Genomic DNA, 24,732 nt, shown 5'->3' on the forward strand with positions numbered 1-24,732 from the left:
GTAATTATACTTATTTCATAAAACCAGCCACAAGCATTCGCCAAAAATTATTTGATTTTCCTTCATACCCGATTTGGAAAATAGGTATTTTTATAATTGAAAACCATTTCGGTGTTTGTTTTTCTTTATAACATTGATATTGTAAAATAAGCTTGTCCAATTCTTGACTAACTTGAATTGTCTCCCTACTATTTAGCCCACTTGTTAATCCTAGTTGAATCATTTCTTCACGTTTCATATGAATATCACGTGAAAGCTTTTCTAATGTGTACTTCCTTTTTACAGTAAACATCCATATCCCCCTTATTATACTTCCATGCTCTTAACTTCACTTCTCCATTGACTTTTTTAACTACTTAATCATATGCAAATTTGAAGAATCAGAAATTTTAACATTTTCTCCCTGTAATTTACAAATCTTTACCCTCACTTTGAGAATTATTACAAATTATTCTATCTTTGTAAATACATTCGCAATAATAGACATTTTTTTCATCTTGTTTTTTTATAAATGCTACGTAAACCGGTGATTCTTAATTTTCCACCTACTTTTCTTCGACATTTTTTGTTTAATTTATATAAAAAAGCAAAACATAATGATGATTGATAAAGTGAAACTTTAATCAGTGTTTTTTGTTCAGCCCCCACTGATTATTAGTATTCACCAATCGGGTAGGCAGTGAATCTCCCACCTATCCAGCCCAATGTTGAGGTGGGAGTCTTACTCCCCACAAATAGCGGGATAACAATAGAAAGGAAATATTTATATGCGAAAATATACGATTGCATTACTCATCATTGTTTTGTTTTTACCGTCCTTCTTATTTCCTATTCAAGCAAATGCTCATACGAATAAAGTTGCTATTGTCATTGATGATTTCGGAAATAATATGAAGGGGACTAATCAAATGTTATCACTTCCCATTCCACTCACTGTTGCTGTTATGCCTTTTCTTCCTTCCACAAAAGAAGATGCAATAGCTGCCCATAAGAAAGGCCATGAAGTTATTATACATATGCCAATGGAACCTATAAAAGGTAAAAAAGAATGGCTTGGGCCGAAAGCAATTACAACTGATTTAAGCGATGAAGAAATAAACAACCGACTTGAACAAGCGATTCAAGAAGTACCGCATGCAATTGGAATGAACAATCATATGGGGTCAAAAGTAACAGCGGATGAAAGAATTGTTCGCCTTATACTTGCTGCTTGTAAAAAACACGGTTTATTTTACTTAGATAGTAAAACGAATCCTAATAGTGTCGTCCCAAAAATCGGAAAGGAATTAGGAGTTCCTATTATTGAAAACCAACTATTTTTTGATGATGTGTATACAGCAGGACATATTTCAAAACAAGCCCAATTACTCATCAAAAAAATTCAAGAAAAACCTATTATGGTAGCTATCGGGCATGTGGGCCCTCCAGGTGAAATTACATCACGCGTTATTGAAACTTCTATCCCTAAAATTCGTGAGCATGCAGACTTTATTTTCTTATCTGATCTAGCATTATCCCCGCCTCCTGTTTCAAAATAAAGTTCATTACTCACATATAATCAGCCCTCACCAATTGGGCTTTTATGGGCAATCCGTCCCCCCACTTAACTTCTTTACTTGCGCTGAATTTTGAGGCTCGGATTTTACTGCCCACAAATGGCGGGACAAAAAAGTACCTATCTATATATAACAGATAGGTACTTTTTTTAACTTAAATATAATCTACATGACTCACTCTGAATCCTTTTTTCTCTATTTTTCCGATTAATTGCTTTAATCTTGTTTCATCTAACTCATCTGATATATTTACAATAACGCGGCGGATATATTGATCACCGTTATCTAACGTAAATAGGCCACCGATATTATATGCTTTTAACAATGTCCCAAGCTCTTTAATCGTTCCCTTACAATCTTGTGTTGCAATTGTTAATATATAACCACCTGTTCGCATACCAAATGAATCTTCAATAACATCAAATATATTCGAATGCGTTAACATACCGACAAATTCATTATAATCATTTAGCACGGCTAAAAACGGAAGCCGACGAATTACATAAAAAGCTCTGAAGAATGAATCCTTTTCAAAAATAAATGCATTGGAATCATCAAGCATATCCCCTGCACTTACATGCTCTAATCCGCTATTGCATTTTTTTTCTAATAAATCTACTTTATAAATAATCCCCGTGAATTTCTTCTCATCTTCTGCTAATACCGGGATGGCTCGAAATCCCGTTTCGTTCATCATTTGCAGTGCCTCTTCACCAGAATCATTTATCTTGCAAAATGTTACTTGCTGCTTTGGCAGAAAATGATATTTAACTCGCAAAATATGTTCCTCCTTACATGTCAACATGTAATCTATATATAATAAGGAGACCTATATTTTATGAGTGAAATTATTTTTAAAACGCTTTCATTTGTTTATTAACTTGTATCCATATCACATCCATTTTTATATAACAGAGCTCCTTGCACCCTTAATCATTAATAACTTTACATGATAGTTCATTAAATATTCTATACCCTCTAGCCATTTTTTCGCTTCTTCTGGCGTTTTTCCCCACACAATCATGCCGTAATTATGAACAAGAACTACTCCTCCACCTTCAATGAAATTCGGAACATTGCTTTCTAATAAATCAGCGAATTTTTTTTCATCTTCTACAATTGGAATTGTCATTTCTGTTATACCTTCTTTTCCGAAAACACGCTCCACACTGCGTTTATCGAACGTTACTTCTCCTTCTTCCCCATATAACTCTGATATTAAATGACTATCTACAGTCTGCACTTGTAAAATACATCCTGCACTACTTTTTTTATAAATATCCGCATGCATAAATGACTCTGCAGCTGGTTTTTCTTCATTTTCAAATACTGACTCGCACATGCAATTTACGACAATAAAATCTTCTTCCGAAAATAGCCCTTTATCTCTTCCCTCAACATTTACTAAAAATGTTAACGGCTCTTTTGACGTACATAGCGATAAGCTAATTTTGGTACCATAAAACCAATCACGAAGTGCCAATTCAGATTTCACATCTTTTAATTCATTCCATTTCTTCAGAAAAAATAACATTTCGTCACCCCCGGCATAATATTCATATAAGGTTCGAATCCTTTCTATGTAAAAGGAATATTTTTTGATTATTCTAAAAATTTAATTGAATTATCACATGAGAACGCTTTTTTGTCAATATAGTTTCGTGGTTCTTCTTTAAAATAGGCTATTCATATGTCTATACTCCTATCTATTTCCTATTTCATTTTGCACATAAAAAATACGCTATTCTTTAATTAAAGAATAGCGTATTTTCCTCATTTTTTATCCCGCATTAACGGGCAGCCCGATTGGTGAGGGCTACTAATCAGTGGGGAATGAACAAAACCCCCACTGAATAAAGTTTCACTTTATTTCTTTATTGCATTATACAAAAACTGTGCGTATTGTTCACGTGTTACGAAATTATCTCCTAAAAAATTCCCTTCCCCGTCGCCTTTTGATATTTTATTATCCACTAAAGCTTTCACATATCCTTTCGCCCAATGGCCATTTGGTACATCTTTAAAATTCTCTGCACTATTTTCATTTTCTTTTAACTGAAATACTCTTTGTAGTACTACTGACATTTCATATCGAGTTAATACTCCATCCGGACGGAACATACCATTTCCATAGCCTGTCATAATTCCAGCTTGAACCACTGCATCAATAGCCGTTTCATACATATTTCCTTTCGTATCTGTAAATGCCGTTTTTTGTTCTAGATTATTTTCTAATTTTAAATACCTTTGTATTAGAAGTGCTACTTGTCCACGAGTAATGTTATCACCAAATCCAAATTCACCATTTCCATAGCCTATAAATAATTTTTCTTTCGCTAAGTAATTAATTGCTTCTTCTGACCAATGTCCCTTTGGTACATCTTTAAATTCTACCACTTCTGTTTTCTCATCTTCTTTAGATGTATTACCGTCTTTACTTTCTACTACATTTTGAATAACAGATCCTGTAAAGAAGATTCCTGTATCCGCGAATGGATCTTTCAAACCAAATTCATATACTTTCTCACCTGGTGTACTCCATTTCACTACACCATTACTATACGTACCATTATCGCTCTTCAGACGGATTTTCGTAGAAATCTCACCATCTTTTTCATATATAGGTACTTTTACTTCTTTATTTACTTCTGTTTCCTCTAAAAATACTTTTTGATTTTGGACATTAATATAAGCCGTCTTACTTAGTTCTATAACTGGTCGGACATCACGGATTTCATTTGCAACAAAACTTAGAAATACTAATTTTTTCAAATTACTAACTGGTGATAAGTCTGAAATATAATTCGCTTCTAAATCAAGCTTTTGTAAGTTTACTAAACTTGATAATGAAGTAATATCTTTTAACTCGTTGTTGGGTAAGTTTAAAATTTTCAACTGTGTCATCTTACTTAGAGGAGTAACATCTGTTATTTCATTTTTCCCTATCCATAGCTCTTGTAATTGATTCAATTGATCAATGCCTGATAAATCTTTCACTTTATTACGTGTTAATACTAAATCTTTTAACGGTAACGTATAAAGCGGTTTAATATCTTCAATTTGATTACCTGCTAAAGTTAAGTATGTTACATTTTTCAAATTGCTTAATGGAGCAACGTTCGTAATTTTATTATTTGCTAAATTCAAGTAATCTAGTTGTTCCATTTTCGCTAATGCTGTTACATCTTCTATTTGGTTGCCTGATAGAAATAAACTTTTTACATTTTTCATTTCAGTTAGTGGTGCAACGTTTGTAATTTTATTATTACTTAAATCAAGGGATTCTAAATTATCCATCTTAACAAGTGGCGTTACATCTGCAAATTCATTACCACGCAAAGCTAAATGATTTAATTGCTTTAAGTTCGCAAAGAACGACGGATCCTTTATCTTCGCATTCGCAACTGTTAAAGATTTTAAATTTGGCATATATTTTAATGCACTATAATCAAGTATCTCATTTGTATTTAAAAACAAATCCTTTACTTGTAATAAATCTTCTTTCGTAATTGGTGTATTTAAATCTTTTCTATTAAATACTTTTTTATTAACAAGCTCTCTTAATTTGTTATCTGTTATCATATTTTGATTATCAACTGGATTATCCGTTTCCGTATTTCCTGAATTAGAGTTATCATCTGGTTTCTCTGTTTCTTTGTTACCTACAGTTGGATCTTTAATTTCAAATTGAACTTGATATTTGTGATCATATCCAATAGCTGGAATAAGTATATGCATTTGCATATTGTGCTTCTTCTCAAACTCGCCAATTTCAAATTGAACTACCTTCGTTCCATTCTTCCTCTTATCTTCTGACAAAACCTTCACATCATGAAATACACCAGGCTGGTTTTTATCTTCTATTCTAAGATATTGAAAATAATCGCTATCTTGCATTGTTACAGTGACAATTTTTTTGCCAGCTGCAATCGTTACTTTAGGATTTTTTATATATTGAGAAACCATAGATGGCTCATCTTTTTGGTCCTTATATATTTTAATCTCAGTATCATACGTGCGATCACTCGCTGCTGCTACCGATTGATTTGCTTCAACTTTTAATGCCGCTAATGCTGGAGTAGAGTACGTAGCAAATGGAATCGCTAATGTTGTCGCTACTACTAGCGCCTTCATATAATTTTTTTTCAAAATAATATCCCCTATCATATATAATTTTCACAATTGATAACATTTATCAATTAATCACAAATAAATGATAATGAATCTCATTATCATTGTCAATGAGAATATTACATTAAATTTATATTTTTAAAGGTACAAAATAAAAAAGCCCTTTATTCAAAGGGCTTTTTTACCTATCGTATGAAGAATTTCACTTTTTTCCTTCTCATTGATGACACCTATTTTTTGCAAAATATTCGCGTACAATACAAGTTTATTATATATTCGTTCTGACATGTTCTCCCTTCTTTCCTTCGACCAACTTTTTTTGTATTGGTAAATTATATGAAAGAGGTGAGAAAATGTGTCCACTTTTTGCATAACTGCAAATCTTTTATTTTACGATTTACAGATAATAAAACTCCCTCCTAAAAATTAGGTGGGAGTTTATGTGCTTTCACTGTATTTAACAAACTGTCCACTGAATATTATGCTTCATAAGTTCTTCTTCAAAGCTATATGGCATTTTTTTATCACAAATTACGTGTTGAATACGCGAAATTGCTGCTATACGATAATTCCCTTTCACGCCTACCTTCGTATGATCACATAAAATATATGTTTTCTCAGCTAATTTCATCATCGCCTCTGACAATTTCGCTTTCTCTAATTCAAAGCTGGAAACTCCAAAACTAGGTAATAACCCATCAATCGAAACAAACGCTTTATGAAAATGGAATTGCTGTATGACTTGCTGAGAAATAGACCCTGATACACGCGAATGCTTTGGAGATACTTTTCCACCTATAAATAAAACTTCACCATGAAACATCTTTTTATTAATAGAAGAAATTAATTGTGTTGCGACTGGAAATGAACTTGTTACAATTGTTAAGTTCTTACGATGAACAAGGTATGGAACCATCTGAAGCGGTGTACTTCCATCATCAATTGCAATGACATCACCATCTTCTACAAATGTCGCTGCTTTATAACCAATTCTTTTCTTCTCTTCTATATGTAGCATTTCTCTTTCTAACATTGGTGCCTCTACTCCAGCGCCTGGAAGTTGAACAGCTCCACCATACACTTTTTTCAGCTTCTTTTCACGATCTAATTCTTCTAAATATCGACGAATCGTTTCTGTTGATACAGCAAATTCTCTCGCTAATTCTGAGACCTTTACTTTCCCTTTAAATTCTACCTTTTCAAGAATGGTTCGCTTTCTTTCTTCTCCTACTACAGACATAGCTTCACCTCATTTATATCTCCCTTATAAACTTCCTTACTTATACAAAGTTATAATTTTCTTTATAAGTAGAAACTTCTTCATGAATATGAATACCGCGCTTTGCTAGCTCATCAAAAATCAATTGTGGATTTTCAAAGGCTTCTTCAGGCGTAACAACACCCACCCTATTTACATTTCCATTTGCAATTAACTCTGTAGCAACACCAAATGGAATACCGACGTTTCTCGTATACGCTCTTAATTTTTCCCATCCTACAACAGAACCATCAGATAACGGATGTGTATGATATAACACATGTCTTTGCTTCTCATTATTTTTCATACCTATTACTTCTACATGAAGTGCATAACCATAAAGCTCTGTTTCTTGACCTTCTTTCGATTGCAATAAATACTGCGAAATACAATCCATAATTCCTATTTCTTTCCCGTTTATTTCAATCTGATCATTACGCAATATGCCGTAATCATATAAAGCACGTACAAGTTGCATATTTTGCTTTGGCCAAGTTCCTCTCGTCTCTATCAGTTTGACACCTTTATTTTCTAGTGCCTTTGCTAACGTAATCGTTTCAGAATGCGGAATGATATACTGTGTTGCCTTACCATAAGGCGCTGGCAACTCTATTTCTCTCGGACGCGCAAACGGAAGTACTTGCTTAAATTCACCATCTTCATACACTATACGCGATGATAAATGTGGATCATATTCATATGTCGTTGTCTCTGTAATTGAAGCAGAAAAAGCAATCGGACGATACGAACCGTGACTTACACGGACGGACTCTACAGTATCCAGTTGATTTGCTGCATGCATTGCCATCATTTGCGTTACACCTGGCGTCATGCCAAATCCAGGTAAACATGTTTTTTCATTTTGAACAAATATAGCATGCGATTCATTTTCTTCACCAAATCCATTTAAGTTCACACCGTGACAGCCTGCTTCTGCAATACAGCGAGTCGACAATCCGTTTAGCTTTATCGTCGTACCGTCCATTACAATGTCATAACCTTTCATTTTTGCAACCGTATCCTCGTGATTCGTTACATCTACTTTTACAAAATCAACACGAGGATCGTTGAGCCATTCTACTACTTTACGGCCCTCTTCCTCGTTAAAATCGGCTACAGTAATCGTCTCAAAAGATGAAAATTGAACTAAATCCAAAATAGCTTCACGACAAATTTTACCTGCTCCACCTAAGCAAAATACTTTCACCCAATAACAGCTCCTTTAGCCATACAATCAACTAAGCGATTAATATCTTCTTCATGTACATCACCGATATTTCCAATGCGGAACGTATCTACTTTCGAAATTTTCCCAGGGTAAATAACAAATCCATAACGCTTTAATTCGTTATATAACTGTTGAAACTCAAACCCCTCTTTTGGATAAATGAAAGATGTAATAATAGGAGATTGATATTTCTTATCTACTAGTGGCTTAAATCCGATTTCTCCCATTCTATTCACTAGTAGTTTTTGATTGTTGTAATATCGATTGTAACGCGCTCTTACTCCACCTTCTTTTTCTAGCTCAAGTAGCGCTTGATAAAAAGCATGTACAACATGTGTAGGCGAAGTAAAACGCCATTTCCCATTTTGTTTTTCCATCGTTTCCCACTGATCATATAAATCAAGAGATAAAGAGCGTCCTTGCCCTTTACACTTCAATAATTCATCACGTTTTGCGATTACAAATCCGAATCCAGGAACCCCTTGAATACACTTATTTGCACTACTAATTAAAAAATCAATTTGTAAATCAGCAATGTCTATTTCAATCCCGCCGAAACTACTCATCGCATCAACAATTGTAACCTTTCCATACTGTTGTCCTAATTTACATACATCTACAATTGGATTTATAATTCCTGTCGTTGTTTCACAATGAACAACTGCAATATGCGTAATCTCTTTATCTTCTTGCAATAACTTTTCTACTTCTACAATATTAGTAGGTTCCCACTCTTCTGTTTGACTGATCACTACATCAATCTGTAACATCTCTGCCATTTGCACAATTCGCTTACCGTACGCACCATTTGTACAAACGAGAAGCTTCCCATTTGCCGGAATAACAGAACCAATTACTGCTTCAACTGAAAACGTACCGCTTCCTTGCATTAACACTGTTGTATATTTCTCTTCTTCCTTCGTCGCTAACGATACAAGTTTAGCTCTTACTTCTTGCACCATCGTATTATATTCATCATCCCACGTACACCAATCGTATAGCATAACTTCTTTTACTGATTTTGTTGTCGTTAATGGTCCTGGTGTTAATAATAAGTAGTGATTTTCATTCATGATCCCGTGCCCCTTTTATGAAATAATAAGTTCTTGTTTCTCGATATGTTCCATTACGTTTTCGAGCTCCTGCATCGTTTCAATCGTAAAATGAGCCCCATTTTCAACAAACCGATTACGAACTATTTCTATTTTTTCACGAAGCTCTACCGAATCCATACTCTCCACTTCCTCTTCCGTTAAACCAAGCTCACTACTTCCAAGAATTACACCAACTGTCCACATTCCAGCATTTCTACCTTCTTTCATATCTGATACTGTGTCCCCTACTTTTATCATATGGTTCATCGGATACACACCAAGTTCCATTGCATTTTTATAGCACATCCATGGATATGGACGGCCTGCTGGAACATCATCTGGCGTAACAAGAAAATCAGGTTTATATCCTTGTAACACTGCTTCCTTTGCTACAATTTCCATCATTTCTCTCGTATAGCCCGTTGTTGAACCGATTTTAATGCCTCTCTCACGTAAAGAAGCGATTACTTCTTTTACCCCATCAATCGGCGTAGCATAACTTGGTAAAATAGAAAAGAGAATTTCTTCAAACTCTTCATACATCTCATGAATGTCTGCTTCTGTTGGTAATTGACCGAAGACACGCTTCCACTCATCCGCAATACGAGGCATTTCTGTTAGTGCCCTTACATGATCTATTTTTAATAATCCCATTGGCTTACGTGCTTCTTCTGCTGTAATTTCAACGCCGCGTTTATGAAAAATCTTCATGAATACTTCTAGCGGTGCAAAGCATCCGTAATCAACCGTCGTACCTGCCCAATCAAAAATAACTGCTTCAATTTTCATTCTGTCCATCACCCTTCTTACTTATCTTTTTTGCCATTGTGAAGTTCGGTTACGAAGTGCTTTCGTTCCCCATTCATATACAACTCTCACTACAATATTTGTAACAACAATAAGTACACTCATTGCAGCTGCTGGCGCTACATTTCCTGCATCATCCATATTTACGATTGATACGGCAGCTAGTTTAAAATCAGCTGCATATAGGAATACAACTGCCGATACAGTTACCATTGAATTTACGAAGTAGTACATTACCATTTCTAAAATTGCTGGTAAACACATTGGTACTGTTACTCGGAAGAATGTTTTATAAAACGGAATACCCATCGACTGCGAAACAAGCTCAAACTCTCGGTCTAATTTCTTTAAGGCAGTCGTTGCCGTGACAAATGTTACAGAATAAAAATGAATGATATTTACTAGTACTAATACAGCGATTGTTCCGTATAAAGAATGAAACGGATTCGTTACTGATAGTCCAAGAATTTGAATCGTTGGTTGACTAAAGAAAAAGACATATCCTAATCCGAGTACTAAACCTGGTATCGCTAACGGCACTATAGAGAAAAAGTAACCTGTTTTTCTAAAAAATTGTAGCTGGTCTATTTTCTCAATTGCATATGCGAATGCAAATGTTAAAATCGCCCCAATAACTGCTGTAACTGCTGAAACAATTACGCTATTTTTAAATGCTTCAAGTCCATCTCCTGTTAAACTTGAAAAATTAAAATGCTCAAATGTAAAACTCATATTATATGGCCATACTTTCACACTTGCAGCAATACCAACTGCAACAAATAATAGAATGATCATAAGGGTAATCACACTACAATATATGAATGAGATTACATCTCTTTTCTTATTAGCTATTATTCTGTATGGTACTGCTTTTGAAGATAAGAAATTCGCCTGCTTTCTTTGCGTAATACGATCAACTACAAATGCGAATATAGCTGGGATTAATAAAATCATTCCGACAGTTGCACCCATCGGCATATTTTGCTGTCCAATTACTTGTTTGTATACGTCAGTAGCAAGCACATTATATTGCCCACCAACAATTTTTGGTGCCCCAAAATCAGTAAAACTAAGTGTAAACACAACAAACATTGCACTAATTAATCCGTACTTTACACTAGGTAAAGTAACCGTGAAAAATTGCTTTGTTTTACTGGCTCCTAACATATTAGAAGCTTCATATAAACGATAATCTGATCCTTGAAAGGCAATTAGCAATATGAGAAAGGCTTGCGGAAATGTATACATAACTTCAGCTATTACAATTCCTACTGGTCCATATAAAGGGATTTGTATACCTTCAAATAAACCAAACATTCCTTTCGTTACTAGCCCTTGATTACCAAATAAATATGTAAGTGCTATACCGTGCATCATCGTTGGTGCAAACAATGGTAATAACGCTACATACTGAAATACACGCTTTCCAAAAACATTCGTACGGGCAATTGCATATGCGTAAACGAATGCGATTGCAACTGAAATAATTGTTGTTGCGCCCGAAATCCATACTGTATTTTGTAAAGACTGAACTAAAGTTGGTGTTGTGAAATATTTACTGAAATTCGATAAACCAACGAAAACTCCATCTTTATTATAAAAAGCTTGTGTAAATAGTTGTAATAGCGGTAATACAAGTATGATAAGGAAAGAAAAAATCATACCGATAATTACGAGCCTTTGGATCCATTCCTCTTTCCCTATACTTCTCTTAATCTTTTTTTTCGTACTTTCTACCTTATAGTTTTCTAACATCTCCATCTATACAATGACCTTCTTTCCATATGACAACATATGATTTTCTGAGAAAGAGATTTGAATCGGCTTTCCTTTTCTAATAGCCGTTGCTTCTACTTCTGATGCTAATATATCCACTACAATTTTCTCATTATAAAGGTGTGTGTTTTCTTCTAAGACTCGCACTTCCGTCCGATATACAGATCCGCGAAATTCCATACTTTCCACAACTGATTTAATACCGTCCTTTTGTACAATTGTTACATGTTCAGGACGAATTGCATGTTCTTCGTTATTTTTCGAAAAGAAATTAATAGAACCAATAAAATCTGCCACAAACGGATTGGCTGGTCTTTGATAAATCTCCTCTGGTGTTCCAATCTGCATAATTTCCGCATGATTCATTACAACAATTTTATCAGCCATCGTTAATGCCTCTTCTTGATCATGCGTTACCATAATCGTCGTTACTCCTATTTTCTCTTGCAAATCACGCATTTCCCTACGTAATTTTTCACGCACTTTTGCATCTAAAGCTGATAACGGCTCATCGAGTAACAAAATATCTGGAGACAGAGCGAGCGCACGTGCAAGTGCTACTCGCTGCTGTTGTCCACCAGACATTTGAGCAGGATATTTATCTTTTACATTCAGCAAATCTACAAGTTTTAACGCATCTAGCGCTTTCTCTTTCACTTCTGCTTTCCCATATTTTTTTGTCTTTAAGCCGTATTCAATATTTTCAAGTGCTGTTAAATTCGGAAATAAAGCATACGATTGGAAAACCATTCCGAAGTTTCTCTTTCCAGGAGGCAATGCTGTAATATCTTTTCCATTCACAGCTATACTGCCAGTCGTTGGTTCCTCTAGTCCCGCTAAAATGCGAAGCAACGTCGTTTTCCCACAGCCACTTGGGCCTAATAAACAAACAAACTCATTTTTTTTCACAGTAAAAGAAATATCTTTTAACGCTGTAAATGCATCAAACTGTTTTTGAATGTGTTGAATTGATAAATATTCGCTCATTTTTCTCTCTCCCACTCACTTACTTTTTCGGTTCTGCTTTTTGGCCAAACTCTTTTTCCCATTTTTCTAAAATTTTGTCGCGATTTTCTGCTGCCCATTTAAAGTCATTCTTTTTATATAATTTTTCCGTAACATCTTTCGGGAATCCCTCTGGAAGTTTATAGTCATTTTTAATTGTCGCAAATCCATTTTTCTCAAAGTATAACTTCATTACATCATCAGTAATTGCCCAATCTAAAAATGCTTGCGCTAATTTATCATTTTTCGCATTATCTTTCTTAATAAGTGCGTTCGCTTCTACTTCCCATCCTAATCCTTCTTTCGGCAGTACAACTTCAACTGGTGCACCTTTTTGTTTCTCTTTTAAAGCACTATAAACCATTGATACACCGACTGGATATTCACCTGCTCCTGCTAATTTCGCTGGTTTTGAACCTGAATGCGTATAACTTGCCATATTATCATGAAGTTTCTTCATGTAATCCCAGCCTTTATCTTCACCCATAATTTGTAGCCATGCAGAAACTGTTAAAAATCCTGTTCCAGATGATGCTGGATGTGGCATAACAAGTGTTCCTTTATACTCTGGTTTCGTTAAATCTTCATATGATTCTGGCATCGGTAAATTTTTCTTCTTTAACTCTTCTTTATTTACAGCAATCCCCGTCATAAATGCAGTATTTCCTACCCATTTTTCAGGTTGCTTATCATCTTTAAATTGTGGAAGAACACGATCTGCTCCTTTTGGAGAGTATCCTTTTAACATATCTTTTTTATCTAAAGCTAATAGACTTGATGCCGCAGTTCCCCATACAACATCTGCTTGTGTATTTTTCCCTTCAGCTAGTAATTTCGCAGTAATAACTCCTGTTGAATCACGTACAATGTTCAATTTCACATCAGGATATTTCTTTTTAAAGGAATCAAGATAAATTGGTACAAGCTCTTCTTCAATGGCTGTGTAAACAGTTAATGATCCAGATAATTTGTCATCTTTCACTTTCGCTCCAGCACTTTCTTCTTTCTTTGCACCACACCCCATTAATAACGAAAATACCATTCCAGTCGCTACAGCTTTAAAGATTGTTTTTTTCACTGTTTCTCTCTCCTTTTACAAATCTTATGTACAACTCAAATATAAACAACTAGTGTAAAAGCAGTATTAAACCAACATTAATCTTTTGTTTGTTGTTTGTTTTTGTGTAATACGTTGCTACTTCTATGTTTTTTCGCATTTTTCTGCTAATAGAAAACACTAAATTTACAAATAATTAAAAAAACCTTTATAATCCCACAAAAAAATGAGGCGTTTGTAAAAAACGCCTCATTTTTGTTTCCCTTTTTTTGAATTACGATTAGCATACTTTGCGCTATTTTCTCCTTCATACTCTAATGCAAATTCTGCATCTGGTAAGCTTTCTTTCGGAGTTTTATTATTATTGATTGCCGCATTTTGTTTCACTTTTCTTTTTACCAATACATTCACCTGCTCTCAAGAAATCACTTTCTACTCTATTTTGAAACAACTTAAAATAATTATTACTGGCAAGTGTTAACAAGTACATAAGAGGCGTTCGATGGAAATACTACATATGAAGAAACCATTATAAAAAGGAGCGATGATTTTGAAGAAAAAAGAAAAGATTCAATCACCGATTTTAGACGAAACGCTCCCGCATCAAATGAATTTTCCATCTTTTAAAGGAACAGGAAAAACGATGCAACAACCTTTTGTGAATCAATATGATGTTGTAATTGGAGACAGTAAATATAATTCCGAGAACAGTCCGCTTAACAATTGGAGTGATGAAGTAGATCCTGCCATTATGGCTGGCGATGAGTGGATCCATCCTACAAATGATATTGGCTGGATTTCAGAAGAAAATCAAGAATTGCTAAAAAACGAAGCGGATAATAAAAATGAAGCTTTTATGCATCCACAATTTGGCATTAACGACTAAAAAACCATTCTACCTAACGTAGGTAGAATGGTTTCATACTATCCAATAATAATCCGCTCTTTCGGGTATTTATAGCGAGGTGGTTGTTCCCTTCCACCACTAGCTAAAATAAATGTTAAAATGCCAACGCGTCCGATAAACATAAGCACAATAAGTACAAGTTTCCCAACAGTTGTTAAATCAGGCGTAACACCTGTTGATAGTCCCGTCGTTCCGAAAGCAGAACAAACTTCAACAATTAGGCTCATAAGCGGTACATTTTCCGTAATAGATAAAATGAATAGCGCAGTAGCACATAACAAAATCCCCATCGTCATAACGACAGATGCTTTCAGTACATCCTCTTCATGTAGCTGACGTTTGAAGACTCTAACTGTTCTACCGCCCCTTGCAAAGGTGTATAGTGACAATATACTAACAGCAAATGTTGTTGTACGTATTCCGCCCCCAACCGAACTTGGAGATGCCCCTATAAACATTAATATACTCATAAATAAAAGCGTCGGTTGTGACAATTCACGTATATCCATCGTAGCAAGTCCACCACTTCGCGTCGTCACAGATTGGAATAATGTATAAAAGACAGTTTCATGCCATGACTTTCCTACTAAAAAATGATTTCTCTCCAGTAAAAAAATCATAATTGTACCAACAACAACGAGTGCAAAAAATGTTGTTGTCGTCAATTTTGTAAATAATGAAAAACGGAATAATTGTTGTCTCCTTTTACTAAGGAATTGTTTCACTTCCATTAGCACAGGGAAACCAATCGCTCCTAAAATAATTAGTAACATATGAATCATTTGAACAATATAATCCTTTTTATAAGGAATTAATGATTGTCCTGTTAAATCAAATCCGCCGTTCGTAGTTGCACTAACAGCTGCAAAGAAACCGTGAAAATAAGCTTCTTGCCAAGTCGGAAAGTAAAGTAAAAATCTTGTACCTAATAGGATTGCTCCAATAAGTTCTATTGAAATAATTACAATCAAAATAGAACGCATCAATTCTACAAGACCCGATAAATTCCCTTGATTATGGTCTGCCATAATTAATCTTCTTCTTTGCAAACCAATCTTTTTCCCCGTAATGATCCAAACAAATGTACCAAGCGCCATAATTCCTAAGCCGCCTAATTGTAGAATAAGGGCTAAAACAATAATTCCTGCTGTAGTAAACGTATCTGAAATCGTAATAACAGACAGTCCCGTAACGCTTACCGCACTAACCGATGTAAAAAGCGCATCTATAAATGTCCATTTCACACCAGGCTTCGTAACAAACGGTAAACTAAGCAATATCACCGATACAACTACTGCTAACAAATAAAACAAAACGATGAGTTGTACAGGACGTAATTTTTGTAAAAACTTTTTTATATCTCTCATTCCATCACTTCGCTACCTTTTTTCTATCGATTAAATAAAGAAAAATCTTTACTTTCTTTATTTGTAAGTAACTGCTCAAATAATTTGGCAAAGACCATTCCATATACAGTTCCATTACCTCCATACGGCAATGCGTAAAACAAATTATGTATCTTTTCGTCTTCTTTTAAAATGGGGAGACCATCATGAGTACCACCAAATGCAGCTGCCCAATAGTAGTCTGCCTGTATATTTTTATACTGCGGGAACATCTCTTTTACAATATTAATAAGGATATCACGCTTATGCAATAATTTCGTATCACCAATTGTTTGAATTTGCAGCGCTTCATCTAATCCGCCTACAATAATGCGGTTTCGATACGTTCGAAAATATAAGTAGGGCCGTGCCGTTTCCCAAATTAACGATCGCTCATGCCAGCCTTCAAACTGATCTATTTCATTTGTTACAATTGCATAAGAGGTGTCTACTGTTGTATTTTTTCTTTCTTTCTTTCCAAAAAGCGCTTCATAACCTGTCGCCATAATAATATTCTTTGCTACAATTTGATTTCCTGTTTTCGTGTAACAAATTAAATCATTTTTGCGTTTCTTTATATGTATTGCCTCTGTATGTTCATATATATTAGCTCCCATTTGATTTGCTTTATGCAAAAGACTGTGCGCTAATAAATACGGATTCACCTCGGCATCACCGTGTGTATATAATGCCGCTTGTTTTATGAAAGGATAACGTTTCTTAATATCAGATTCTGTAAAATACTCAACAGGAAATCCATAATTCTGTAACGTATTGTACTCCTCTTGTAAAAATGAGACATCCTCACTTTTACTTGCATAATATAAACTATTTCGCGGAATAAAATGGGGATTAATATCAAGAGTCGGTATAACCTCTTCCATTGTTCTTAGCGCTTCATAACAAAGCTTATATGCTCGTACCCCTTTTTCTTTACCCAATGTATGGATAAGAGAGGTTAACGATTTATCATGAAGAAATTGTAGTAAACCTGTATTAGCAGCTGTGCTACCACATGCAATTACTCTTTTTTCAATAAGTGTAACACTCATGCCAATTTTCGCTAACGAATGCGCTATATGAGCACCGGCTTCGCCACTTCCGACTACGAGCACATCACATATCATATCATTTTCTAACAGTGGATAACAAGGTACAGAAACTCCTGTATTCCAAAACAACTTACCCATCATAAGTTTCATAATTATACTCCTAAAATATAAATTTCTCCTTTCTATGTTTTGTTATTTTTCATAAAAAAATCCAACTAACATAGGCTAGTTGGATTTTTTATTTTTAATTAGAACGCTCTTCAAGCCAATTTCCAATCGTCGGATATGTTTGTTTTACAGCTGTTCCACCGTAAACGATAGACATATGCCCTGTCGGTAAACATACATATTGTTTATCTGTGCTAGAAATATGGTCTAGTAATGCTTCTACTTGACATGGCAAAGCGATATGATCACGTTTCCCGGAAATATTTAAGACATTCGCCTTAATATTTGCAAGATCTACCTTTTGTCCGCGAATAACGAGTTCACCCTTAACCAATTTATTATTTTGATAAAAATCACGAATCCACTGTCTGTATGATTCACCTGGGAACGGAATACCATCACCAACCCACTTTTGAACCAATCTCCAGCTTTCGACGAAGCGTTCATTCTCTGAACGATCTACTAGAGCAACATATGGACCAACAAAGTTCGTAATTGGCTTTAACATTTTGTTTCCGAAATCAATCATTTCTGGCGGAATATTTCCAAATGTATCAACCGCTTTATCTAAATTGAAGTATTTCTCATCTAATAAAGGACCATACAATCCTGTTTCAGAGAAATCAAAAGGACTTGTCATGAAAATTAAATTACGAATTGGCATGTGCGGATGAAGCGCTGCATAAATAGAAGTTAGCGTTCCACCCATGCAATAACCAAGTAAAGAAATCTCGTCCGATTTTGCAGTTCGCATTACTTTTTTTACTGCTTTTGCAATATAATCAAACACGAAATCATCAAATTTCAAATGACTATCTTCTAAACCAAATGTGCCCCAATCAAGCATATATACATCAAAACCACGATCCACTAGATATTCCACTAAACTATTTCCAGGAGTTAAATCCATAATATATGGTTTATTAATAAGAGCATATATTAACAGAATTGGAACTCTTTGTGTTTTTTCTTGTTTTGGAATGTAGCGATAAAGCTTCGTCTTATTCTTCGTCCAAATAACCTCTTTCGGCGTTAATCCGACTTGCGGCTCTGGTTCACGTAATAAAATTTCACTCGCCCTTTTCACTCGGCGGTATGCTTTTCGGTACTCTTCTGGGTATAGCTCTAATTGCTTTTCCCATTCTGTTGCGAATGTAGTCATTTTTCTATCTCCTTTTTGGTCGATTTCCTTCTTAAAAAAAAGAAGTGCATTCCTGCTATGGATATGCACTTTTTTCTTACTTCATTACATATATAATCCGCCGTTAATGTTTAATTGTTGACCTGTGATATACGCACCGTCACGGCATAGGTATACTACACCTTTTGCAATTTCATCAGCTTGACCAAAACGTTTTTTCGGGATTTTTGCAACGATTTTTTGACGTACTTCTTCTGGTACTTCTGCTACCATTTCAGTATCAATAAATCCTGGGCAAATAGCATTTACAGTGACATTTGTTTTTGCAAGTTCTAACGCTAATGATTTTGTAAATCCTAACATCCCCGCTTTTGCTGCTGAGTAGTTTGTTTGGCCAAATCCACCTGCTTGACCAATAATAGAAGAAATGCTAATAATTCTTCCTTCTTCTGCTTCCGTTATGTATGGAAGAACCGCACTTGTCGTATTAAATACGCTGCTTAAATTCACGTCAATTACGCGCTCCCAATCTTCACGATTTAACTTTTTGAATGTACGGTCTCTTGTAATACCAGCATTATTAACAAGAATATCAACTTTACCAAAATGATTCACAGCTTCTTCTACAAGTCGGTTTGCATCTTCTACTTTAGAAACATCCGCTTGCACTGCATAAACGTCATGTCCGTCTTTTCCTAATTCATTTACTAAATTTTCAGCTGCTTCTTTACTGCTATTATAGTTAATAACTACTTTCGCTCCCTCTTGTGCTAATGCTACTGTAATTGCTTTTCCAATTCCTTTTGCTCCACCTGTTACGATTGCTACTTTTCCATTTAATTGAACCATTTCTTTTCCCCCTTAAATGAATTTGTGAACGATTGTTATGAATCATTTTGGTACTCATACTATAGAGTCCATATATAATTATGTTTCGCTGTTTATACGTGAAAAGAGATTCTCCCTCTCTCTTTTATCTGTTATAAACAAGCGCTTTTATCATTTTTTATTTTCTGGTTTATTCGCAGGCTTTACCTCTTCTTTTACAGGTACTTGTAGTTTAGCTAGTACTGCATTTTGCTTTTCTAGCAATTCTAAAATTTGATCTACTTTTGTTTCAAGCGTACGAATATCTTGTTTTACTTTCGTTACATCACGCTTTAATGTAGGAGCTTGCCCTAAAGAATCTACTTTCTCCTCTAGAAACTCCTCAATGTTATCTACTTTATTTTCTAAGTTAATAACAAGCGTAGCCACTCTTGCGATATCCTCTTTCGTCGGCACATTTACTTGTTCTAAATAGTTTTTTGTCGTATCATTTAATGCTTTTTGATAAAACAAATTCAAATCTAGAACGCTGCCCATCCAAGCAGAATATTCTTCTGTTTTAATTGTTTCATTGAGCGCTTTTCCCCAAAATGTTTCGGTTTGTTCATAAGCATTTTTCCATGCTTGTAGTGGATCGAATTTTTGATCAATCACTTTACCTACACTCCCTTTTTCGTTTTTGAAACAATTCAACCTATTCACTATTTTCTAATATTCTGAATAAAACTTCAAGTCTATATTTTATTTTTTTCTATTTTCTAACAAATGTGTTGACTTTAAAAACAGATAGGTGTAAATTGCACTTATAAGCAAAAAATTCCATCTAACTGATTCATGAGGTGATGCACAATCATGCTACAAAATGAACCAGAACAACGCGAAAGTTTGGAGAGCAACCAAGCGAAACAACCAAACTCCATGCCAAAAAACTTCTTAGTTCCCTTCTTACTTCTCTGTCTAAAAGACTGGAGTCTTCATGGTTACAAACTTATTCAAATGCTAATGGATATCGGCTTTTCTTCTGTTGACCAAGGTAATGTTTATAGAACACTACGCAAATTAGAAAAAGAAAACCTTATTTCTTCTACTTGGGATACAAGCGATGGAGGGCCGGCAAAAAGAATTTATTCTTTAACTGAATATGGAGAGCAATATTTAACAACATGTGCGACTTCTTTTGAACATTATCAAAATATGTTGCGAACGTTTTTCACGTTATACACCAATGCATTCTTTCCATTTTCTACTTCTCCAGAAAAGGATGAAACGGATTCTTCATCTTCACCTGGTGGTACAGCAGAGTAATCTGCGTTCACAATATGCAAAAAAACATTTGGGGGTCAAACAATGGAAACTAAACCATACGAATTAGTCGATGCATTTTGGAAAAACTGGTCTCAATCACTTTCCCTTTTCTCTTCAGCTGGGAAGCAATTAGAGCAACTTACTTTAGAAACATTAAAACAACAACAAGACGCTTTGCATAAATTAACATCAGGAGTAGATGAACTAGAAAAAGAACTACAACAACTCACTGCTCAGTTCAATAACCAATATACAGATTACGTGAAACAATTAACTGGAAACTCCTTAAATGATCAAATTAACGAGTGGCAGGACAAATGGAAGGAACTTTCTGCTCATATGCATCAGCTTACTGTTTCTCCTACAAAAACATCATTGTCAATTCTTACCCAAACAAGCGGCCAATTTGAAGAAACAACAAAACAATTTATTGAGCAACAACAATTACAACGTGAAGAGGCTCAAAAACAGTTAGAGGGTTTTTTGGAAGAGTTCAAGTCAAAACAGTTGGAACTCGCAAAAAAGTTCGAGGAAAACTCAAAAAATCTATTTACTTCCATCAAGTAAGAAAAATGTGGGAGCTAACCGCAGCACAAACAAAACTCTTTCTTCCTCCTACTACATCAAGATGGCTAACATTTTTCGATATGGAAAAGAAGGAGGACAAAATGAATCCATTTCAAGAAGCACAAACTGTTCCGGAGCTTCGTTATGATGAGATTCAAGTCGGTGATCAAGCATCCCTTACAAAAACAATTACAGATGAAGATGTTATCAATTTTGCAAAATTGACTGGGGATGTGAATCCTATTCACATTTTAGATTCTTTTGCAAAAACGACAATGTTTAAAGAACGTATTGCTCACGGTATGCTCGTTTCGAGTTTTATTTCTACCATCCTTGGAACGAAACTCCCAGGCAAAAATACGATTTATTTATCCCAAAATGTTTCATTCCGTGCCCCTGTCAAAATCGGTGATACACTTCGCGTTGTGGCAGAGGTTATTAAGAAGCGTGATGATAAAAAAATCATTACGCTGCAAACAAACATATATAATCAATCAGATGATATTGTCGTGGAAGGAACAGCGACAATACTAAAAAAAGAGTAGCAAATTTGCTACTCTTTTTTCTATCCAAGAACTTCTAATCGCACCGATTACTTCCGCGTATGAGTACGTCGTTTCCACATAAAATAACGTTACCAGTTTAGATAAGAACTTAGCTGAACTGGACTACTCATAAGGATGTGTATCAACATGGTAAAAACAAACAAATTATTAGTTCCAGGTGCAGAACAAGCACTTGAACAATTTAAATATGAAATTGCACAAGAATTTGGTGTAAGTTTAGGATCTAATACAGCATCTCGTTCTAACGGTTCAGTTGGCGGTGAAGTAACAAAACGTCTTGTTGCTTTAGCTCAACAACAATTACGTGGATAATAATATAACATATGGCTTAGAGGCAGATATTCTCTGCCTCTTTCTATTTTCAACATACATAATGGTGCTTTTTCACATACTAATCAAAGCAAAACGAAAGGAGCGATATGTGAAATGAAACGGATTAATATTAGCATGAGCCCTCCCCGCGTTCTTACTTTGTCTTTTCTTGTATTATCAGTTGTCGGCACATGTTTATTAAAACTACCCATTGCTACGACAACGTCCATTTCATGGCTCGATGCCTTATTTACAACCGTTTCCGCTTGTACTGTTACTGGGCTTGGTGTTGTAGATACTGGAAAAGTATTTACTTTGTTTGGACAATGTGTCATTTTAACGCTTATACAAGTTGGCGGGCTTGGCATTATGAGCTTTGCTGTCTTAATTGCGATTATGCTCGGAAGAAAAATCGGTCTTCAAAATCGGATTTTACTGCAACAAGCATTAAATCAAACGAATATCGGCGGCATCATCCGTCTTGCCAAAGCATTATTTTTATTCTCTTTTACAGTCGAATGTATCGCTACTATAATTCTTTCTTTTGAATGGGTACCAAAATATGGGGTTATGAAAGGGATCTATTATAGTTTTTTCCATTCAATCTCAGCCTTTAACAATGCTGGCTTTTCTGTGTGGAGCGATAATTTAATGTCCCATTCTCATAGCATTCTTGTCAATCTCGTCATTTCCTCTCTCATCATTTTAGGTGGAATTGGTTTTACAGTAATCGTAGACATAAAAAGAAAGAAAAACTTTAAAAACCTTACACTACATTCAAAACTTATGCTCTCTTCTACTCTAATCGTCAACATTATTGCTACCCTTTTTATTTTTATATTCGAGTTCCATAACTCCCTTTCTATGAGAGGTTTTACCCCATTTGAAGAAGGATTAGCCTCTTATTTTCAAGCAATTTCAACGCGAACTGCCGGGTTTAATACAGTTGATATTTCTACATTGTCAAAACCTTCTCTTCTATTAATGATGCTCCTTATGTTTATTGGTGCTGGTAGCGCTTCAACTGGTGGTGGGATTAAGTTAACAACATTTTTAATCATATTTTTTGGCGTATTTAAATTTTTACAACAACAAGAGGATATTGTCGTATTTAAAAAATCCATTAAAGATACTCTCATTGTCAAATCATTAACCATTACTATTATTTCAATTTCATTTATCTTTTTTGCTATTTTAATTTTGAGTATCACTGAGCGAGTTCCTCTATTGATGAGTGCTTTCGAAGTATTTTCAGCATTTGGGACTGTTGGCCTCAGTATGAATTTAACACCCCACTTAACTATAATCGGAAAAGCTATTATTATCTTTATGATGTTTTTCGGGAAAATGGGTCCTTTAACATTGGCTTTTTCATTTGCTCGTAAAAAGAACCTGAAAATAAAATATCCGAATGAAGATATTTTAACAGGTTGACAACCGTATAAATTATCCATATAATGAGAATACAATAACATATCTCCAAAGGGGAGTAGCGTCCAAGAATATTTCTTGGAAACAAAGTCGTCATTACGTAGAACTTAGTTCTTCCGGCTTTGTTGGCATTTTTTATTACATATGTCTAGCAAGACCTTTGCCTATTAACGGCAGAGGTCTTTTTTGCATTCACTTCCAGATTCTTCCAAAGTTAATAGGCAGGAGTATGGGGAAACTAAATAGTGGGGAAATTCTTCACTTATTTAGAACTTATAGAAATGAGAGGAGAATGTACATGGATGTATCATTATTATTGGAGTATGGTTGGGTATTACTCATCCTAATTGCACTTGAAGGGATTTTAGCGGCTGATAACGCTCTTGTTCTTGCAATTATGGTAAAACATTTACCAGAAGAAAAAAGAAAGAAAGCACTATTTTATGGATTAGCGGGGGCATTTGTTTTCCGATTTGGATCGTTATTTATGATTTCGTTCTTAGTCGATGTATGGCAAGTGCAAGCAATCGGTGCCATCTACCTTATGTTTATCGCTGGTAATCACTTATTTAAAACATATGTTAAAAAGAACACAGATGAAGAAACAGAAGAAAAAGAAGCAAAGAAAAAACAAGAGAACTTTTGGTGGACTGTATTTAAAGTTGAGGTTGCTGATATCGCCTTCGCAGTTGATTCAATTTTAGCTGCTGTTGCACTAGCAATGACTTTACCAAAAACAGGATTAGGTACAATTGGTAGTCTTGATACTGGGCAATTCGTTGTTATCTTTGTAGGTGGACTTATCGGATTAATCATTATGCGATTTGCAGCAACTGCTTTCGTACAAATCTTAAAACGTAAACCAGGACTTGAAACCGCAGCATTCTTAATTGTAGGTTGGGTTGGTGTGAAGCTAGCAGTTTATACATTAGCACACCCTGCATTAAATGTAATTCCACATTCATTCCCAGAATCCACTCCGTGGAAGCTTACATTCTGGATTGTATTAGTCGGAATCGCAGTTGGTGGTTGGTTCTTCTCAAAAGAAGTAGAAGTAAAAGTAGAAAAGAATTTAGACGAAAAAGCGCTGTAATTACAGCGCTTTTTCTTTTTCTTTCTTCCTCCCAATGTCCAGAAAAAATTCCATTATACTACCTT

25 protein-coding genes and 1 riboswitch are annotated in these 24,732 nt (G+C 35.0%); of the genes, 8 read left to right on the forward strand and 17 right to left on the reverse strand.

Annotation, left to right across the window (positions count from 1 at the left end):
* Positions 1–10: 10 nt before the first annotated feature.
* On the reverse strand, positions 11–292 hold the full coding sequence (locus GBN91_RS08915; RefSeq protein WP_000495536.1) for an aspartyl-phosphate phosphatase Spo0E family protein: 282 nt from the start codon (positions 290–292) through the stop codon (positions 11–13).
* 475 nt (positions 293–767) lie between these two features.
* Here GBN91_RS08915 and GBN91_RS08920 point away from each other — a divergent pair, with 475 nt between their 5' ends.
* Positions 768–1,538, forward strand: coding sequence for a divergent polysaccharide deacetylase family protein (locus GBN91_RS08920; RefSeq protein ID WP_001234119.1), 771 nt, complete (start codon positions 768–770; stop codon positions 1,536–1,538).
* Between the two features lie 172 nt (positions 1,539–1,710).
* Here the strand turns inward: GBN91_RS08920 and cbpA are convergent, their stop codons facing one another.
* The 11 genes from cbpA to GBN91_RS28790 form a co-directional block, all read right to left on the reverse strand.
* Complete coding sequence (gene cbpA, locus GBN91_RS08925; protein ID WP_001264208.1) at positions 1,711–2,334, reverse strand: cyclic di-AMP binding protein CbpA; 624 nt, start codon at positions 2,332–2,334, stop codon at positions 1,711–1,713.
* A gap of 126 nt (positions 2,335–2,460) precedes the next feature.
* On the reverse strand, positions 2,461–3,090 hold the full coding sequence (locus GBN91_RS08930; protein WP_000896006.1) for a class II aldolase/adducin family protein: 630 nt from the start codon (positions 3,088–3,090) through the stop codon (positions 2,461–2,463).
* Positions 3,091–3,422: 332 nt separating this feature from the next.
* Positions 3,423–5,723 (reverse strand): NEAT domain-containing leucine-rich repeat protein, encoded by a 2,301-nt coding sequence (locus GBN91_RS08935; protein WP_086411850.1) that lies wholly within the window; start codon positions 5,721–5,723, stop codon positions 3,423–3,425.
* Between the two features lie 421 nt (positions 5,724–6,144).
* Entirely contained in the window at positions 6,145–6,927 is a 783-nt protein-coding gene (locus GBN91_RS08940; protein ID WP_000117668.1) for a DeoR/GlpR family DNA-binding transcription regulator, read from the reverse strand.
* A 40-nt stretch (positions 6,928–6,967) separates the two neighbouring features.
* A complete protein-coding gene (locus tag GBN91_RS08945) occupies positions 6,968–8,152 on the reverse strand; it encodes a saccharopine dehydrogenase family protein (protein WP_000862165.1) in 1,185 nt (394 codons plus the stop codon).
* Positions 8,149–9,246 (reverse strand): 2-aminoethylphosphonate--pyruvate transaminase, encoded by a 1,098-nt coding sequence (gene phnW, locus GBN91_RS08950; RefSeq protein WP_001004775.1) that lies wholly within the window; start codon positions 9,244–9,246, stop codon positions 8,149–8,151. Before phnW ends, GBN91_RS08945 begins: the two co-directional genes overlap by 4 nt.
* A 15-nt stretch (positions 9,247–9,261) precedes the next feature.
* Entirely contained in the window at positions 9,262–10,056 is a 795-nt protein-coding gene (gene phnX / locus GBN91_RS08955; RefSeq protein ID WP_006917745.1) for a phosphonoacetaldehyde hydrolase, read from the reverse strand.
* Positions 10,057–10,077: 21 nt separating this feature from the next.
* Positions 10,078–11,835: a putative 2-aminoethylphosphonate ABC transporter permease subunit gene (locus GBN91_RS08960; protein ID WP_000425523.1), complete on the reverse strand. Its 1,758-nt coding sequence runs from the start codon at positions 11,833–11,835 to the stop codon at positions 10,078–10,080.
* A complete protein-coding gene (locus GBN91_RS08965; RefSeq protein ID WP_000006189.1) occupies positions 11,836–12,837 on the reverse strand; it encodes a putative 2-aminoethylphosphonate ABC transporter ATP-binding protein in 1,002 nt (333 codons plus the stop codon).
* Between the two features lie 19 nt (positions 12,838–12,856).
* Positions 12,857–13,933: a putative 2-aminoethylphosphonate ABC transporter substrate-binding protein gene (locus GBN91_RS08970; RefSeq protein WP_000750893.1), complete on the reverse strand. Its 1,077-nt coding sequence runs from the start codon at positions 13,931–13,933 to the stop codon at positions 12,857–12,859.
* 228 nt (positions 13,934–14,161) lie between these two features.
* The gene (locus GBN91_RS28790; protein ID WP_000240799.1) at positions 14,162–14,314 is read right to left on the reverse strand and encodes a hypothetical protein; all 153 of its coding nucleotides are present in this window, start codon (positions 14,312–14,314) and stop codon (positions 14,162–14,164) included.
* A gap of 148 nt (positions 14,315–14,462) precedes the next feature.
* On the opposite strand from GBN91_RS28790, the gene GBN91_RS08980 reads away from it, so the two are divergent.
* Entirely contained in the window at positions 14,463–14,798 is a 336-nt protein-coding gene (locus GBN91_RS08980) for a DUF3905 domain-containing protein (protein ID WP_000726024.1), read from the forward strand.
* A 38-nt stretch (positions 14,799–14,836) separates the two neighbouring features.
* Here the strand turns inward: GBN91_RS08980 and GBN91_RS08985 are convergent, their stop codons facing one another.
* The 5 genes from GBN91_RS08985 to phaR form a co-directional block, all read right to left on the reverse strand.
* Positions 14,837–16,186 carry a TrkH family potassium uptake protein gene (locus tag GBN91_RS08985; protein ID WP_001204707.1) on the reverse strand — a complete coding sequence of 450 codons (1,350 nt, stop codon included), beginning with the start codon at positions 16,184–16,186 and terminating at the stop codon, positions 14,837–14,839.
* A gap of 23 nt (positions 16,187–16,209) precedes the next feature.
* On the reverse strand, positions 16,210–17,406 hold the full coding sequence (locus tag GBN91_RS08990; RefSeq protein WP_152121391.1) for an NAD(P)/FAD-dependent oxidoreductase: 1,197 nt from the start codon (positions 17,404–17,406) through the stop codon (positions 16,210–16,212).
* A gap of 94 nt (positions 17,407–17,500) precedes the next feature.
* On the reverse strand, positions 17,501–18,586 hold the full coding sequence (phaC, locus tag GBN91_RS08995) for a class III poly(R)-hydroxyalkanoic acid synthase subunit PhaC (RefSeq protein ID WP_000206336.1): 1,086 nt from the start codon (positions 18,584–18,586) through the stop codon (positions 17,501–17,503).
* An 84-nt stretch (positions 18,587–18,670) separates the two neighbouring features.
* Positions 18,671–19,414: an acetoacetyl-CoA reductase gene (locus GBN91_RS09000; protein ID WP_000250407.1), complete on the reverse strand. Its 744-nt coding sequence runs from the start codon at positions 19,412–19,414 to the stop codon at positions 18,671–18,673.
* A gap of 150 nt (positions 19,415–19,564) precedes the next feature.
* A complete protein-coding gene (gene phaR / locus GBN91_RS09005; protein WP_000566942.1) occupies positions 19,565–20,047 on the reverse strand; it encodes a polyhydroxyalkanoic acid synthase subunit PhaR in 483 nt (160 codons plus the stop codon).
* A gap of 198 nt (positions 20,048–20,245) precedes the next feature.
* On the opposite strand from phaR, the gene phaQ reads away from it, so the two are divergent.
* The 6 genes from phaQ (at position 20,246) to GBN91_RS09035 (ending at position 24,667) form a co-directional block, all read left to right on the forward strand.
* Entirely contained in the window at positions 20,246–20,698 is a 453-nt protein-coding gene (phaQ, locus tag GBN91_RS09010; protein ID WP_000939956.1) for a poly-beta-hydroxybutyrate-responsive repressor, read from the forward strand.
* A gap of 42 nt (positions 20,699–20,740) precedes the next feature.
* On the forward strand, positions 20,741–21,265 hold the full coding sequence (gene phaP, locus GBN91_RS09015) for a polyhydroxyalkanoic acid inclusion protein PhaP (RefSeq protein ID WP_000448594.1): 525 nt from the start codon (positions 20,741–20,743) through the stop codon (positions 21,263–21,265).
* 101 nt (positions 21,266–21,366) lie between these two features.
* Positions 21,367–21,810 carry a MaoC family dehydratase gene (locus GBN91_RS09020; RefSeq protein ID WP_001067916.1) on the forward strand — a complete coding sequence of 148 codons (444 nt, stop codon included), beginning with the start codon at positions 21,367–21,369 and terminating at the stop codon, positions 21,808–21,810.
* Positions 21,811–21,957: 147 nt separating this feature from the next.
* Positions 21,958–22,143: an alpha/beta-type small acid-soluble spore protein gene (locus tag GBN91_RS09025; RefSeq protein WP_000241212.1), complete on the forward strand. Its 186-nt coding sequence runs from the start codon at positions 21,958–21,960 to the stop codon at positions 22,141–22,143.
* A 114-nt stretch (positions 22,144–22,257) separates the two neighbouring features.
* Entirely contained in the window at positions 22,258–23,577 is a 1,320-nt protein-coding gene (locus tag GBN91_RS09030; protein ID WP_000822361.1) for a TrkH family potassium uptake protein, read from the forward strand.
* A gap of 38 nt (positions 23,578–23,615) precedes the next feature.
* A riboswitch (yybP-ykoY riboswitch) is annotated at positions 23,616–23,782 on the forward strand.
* Positions 23,783–23,872: 90 nt separating this feature from the next.
* On the forward strand, positions 23,873–24,667 hold the full coding sequence (locus GBN91_RS09035) for a TerC family protein (RefSeq protein ID WP_000383326.1): 795 nt from the start codon (positions 23,873–23,875) through the stop codon (positions 24,665–24,667).
* The last annotated feature ends 65 nt before the right edge of the window (positions 24,668–24,732 follow it).

It is taken from the genome of Bacillus sp. B1-WWTP-T-0.5-Post-4, assembly GCF_009183795.1.
GTDB classification, from domain to species: domain Bacteria; phylum Bacillota; class Bacilli; order Bacillales; family Bacillaceae_G; genus Bacillus_A; species Bacillus_A cereus.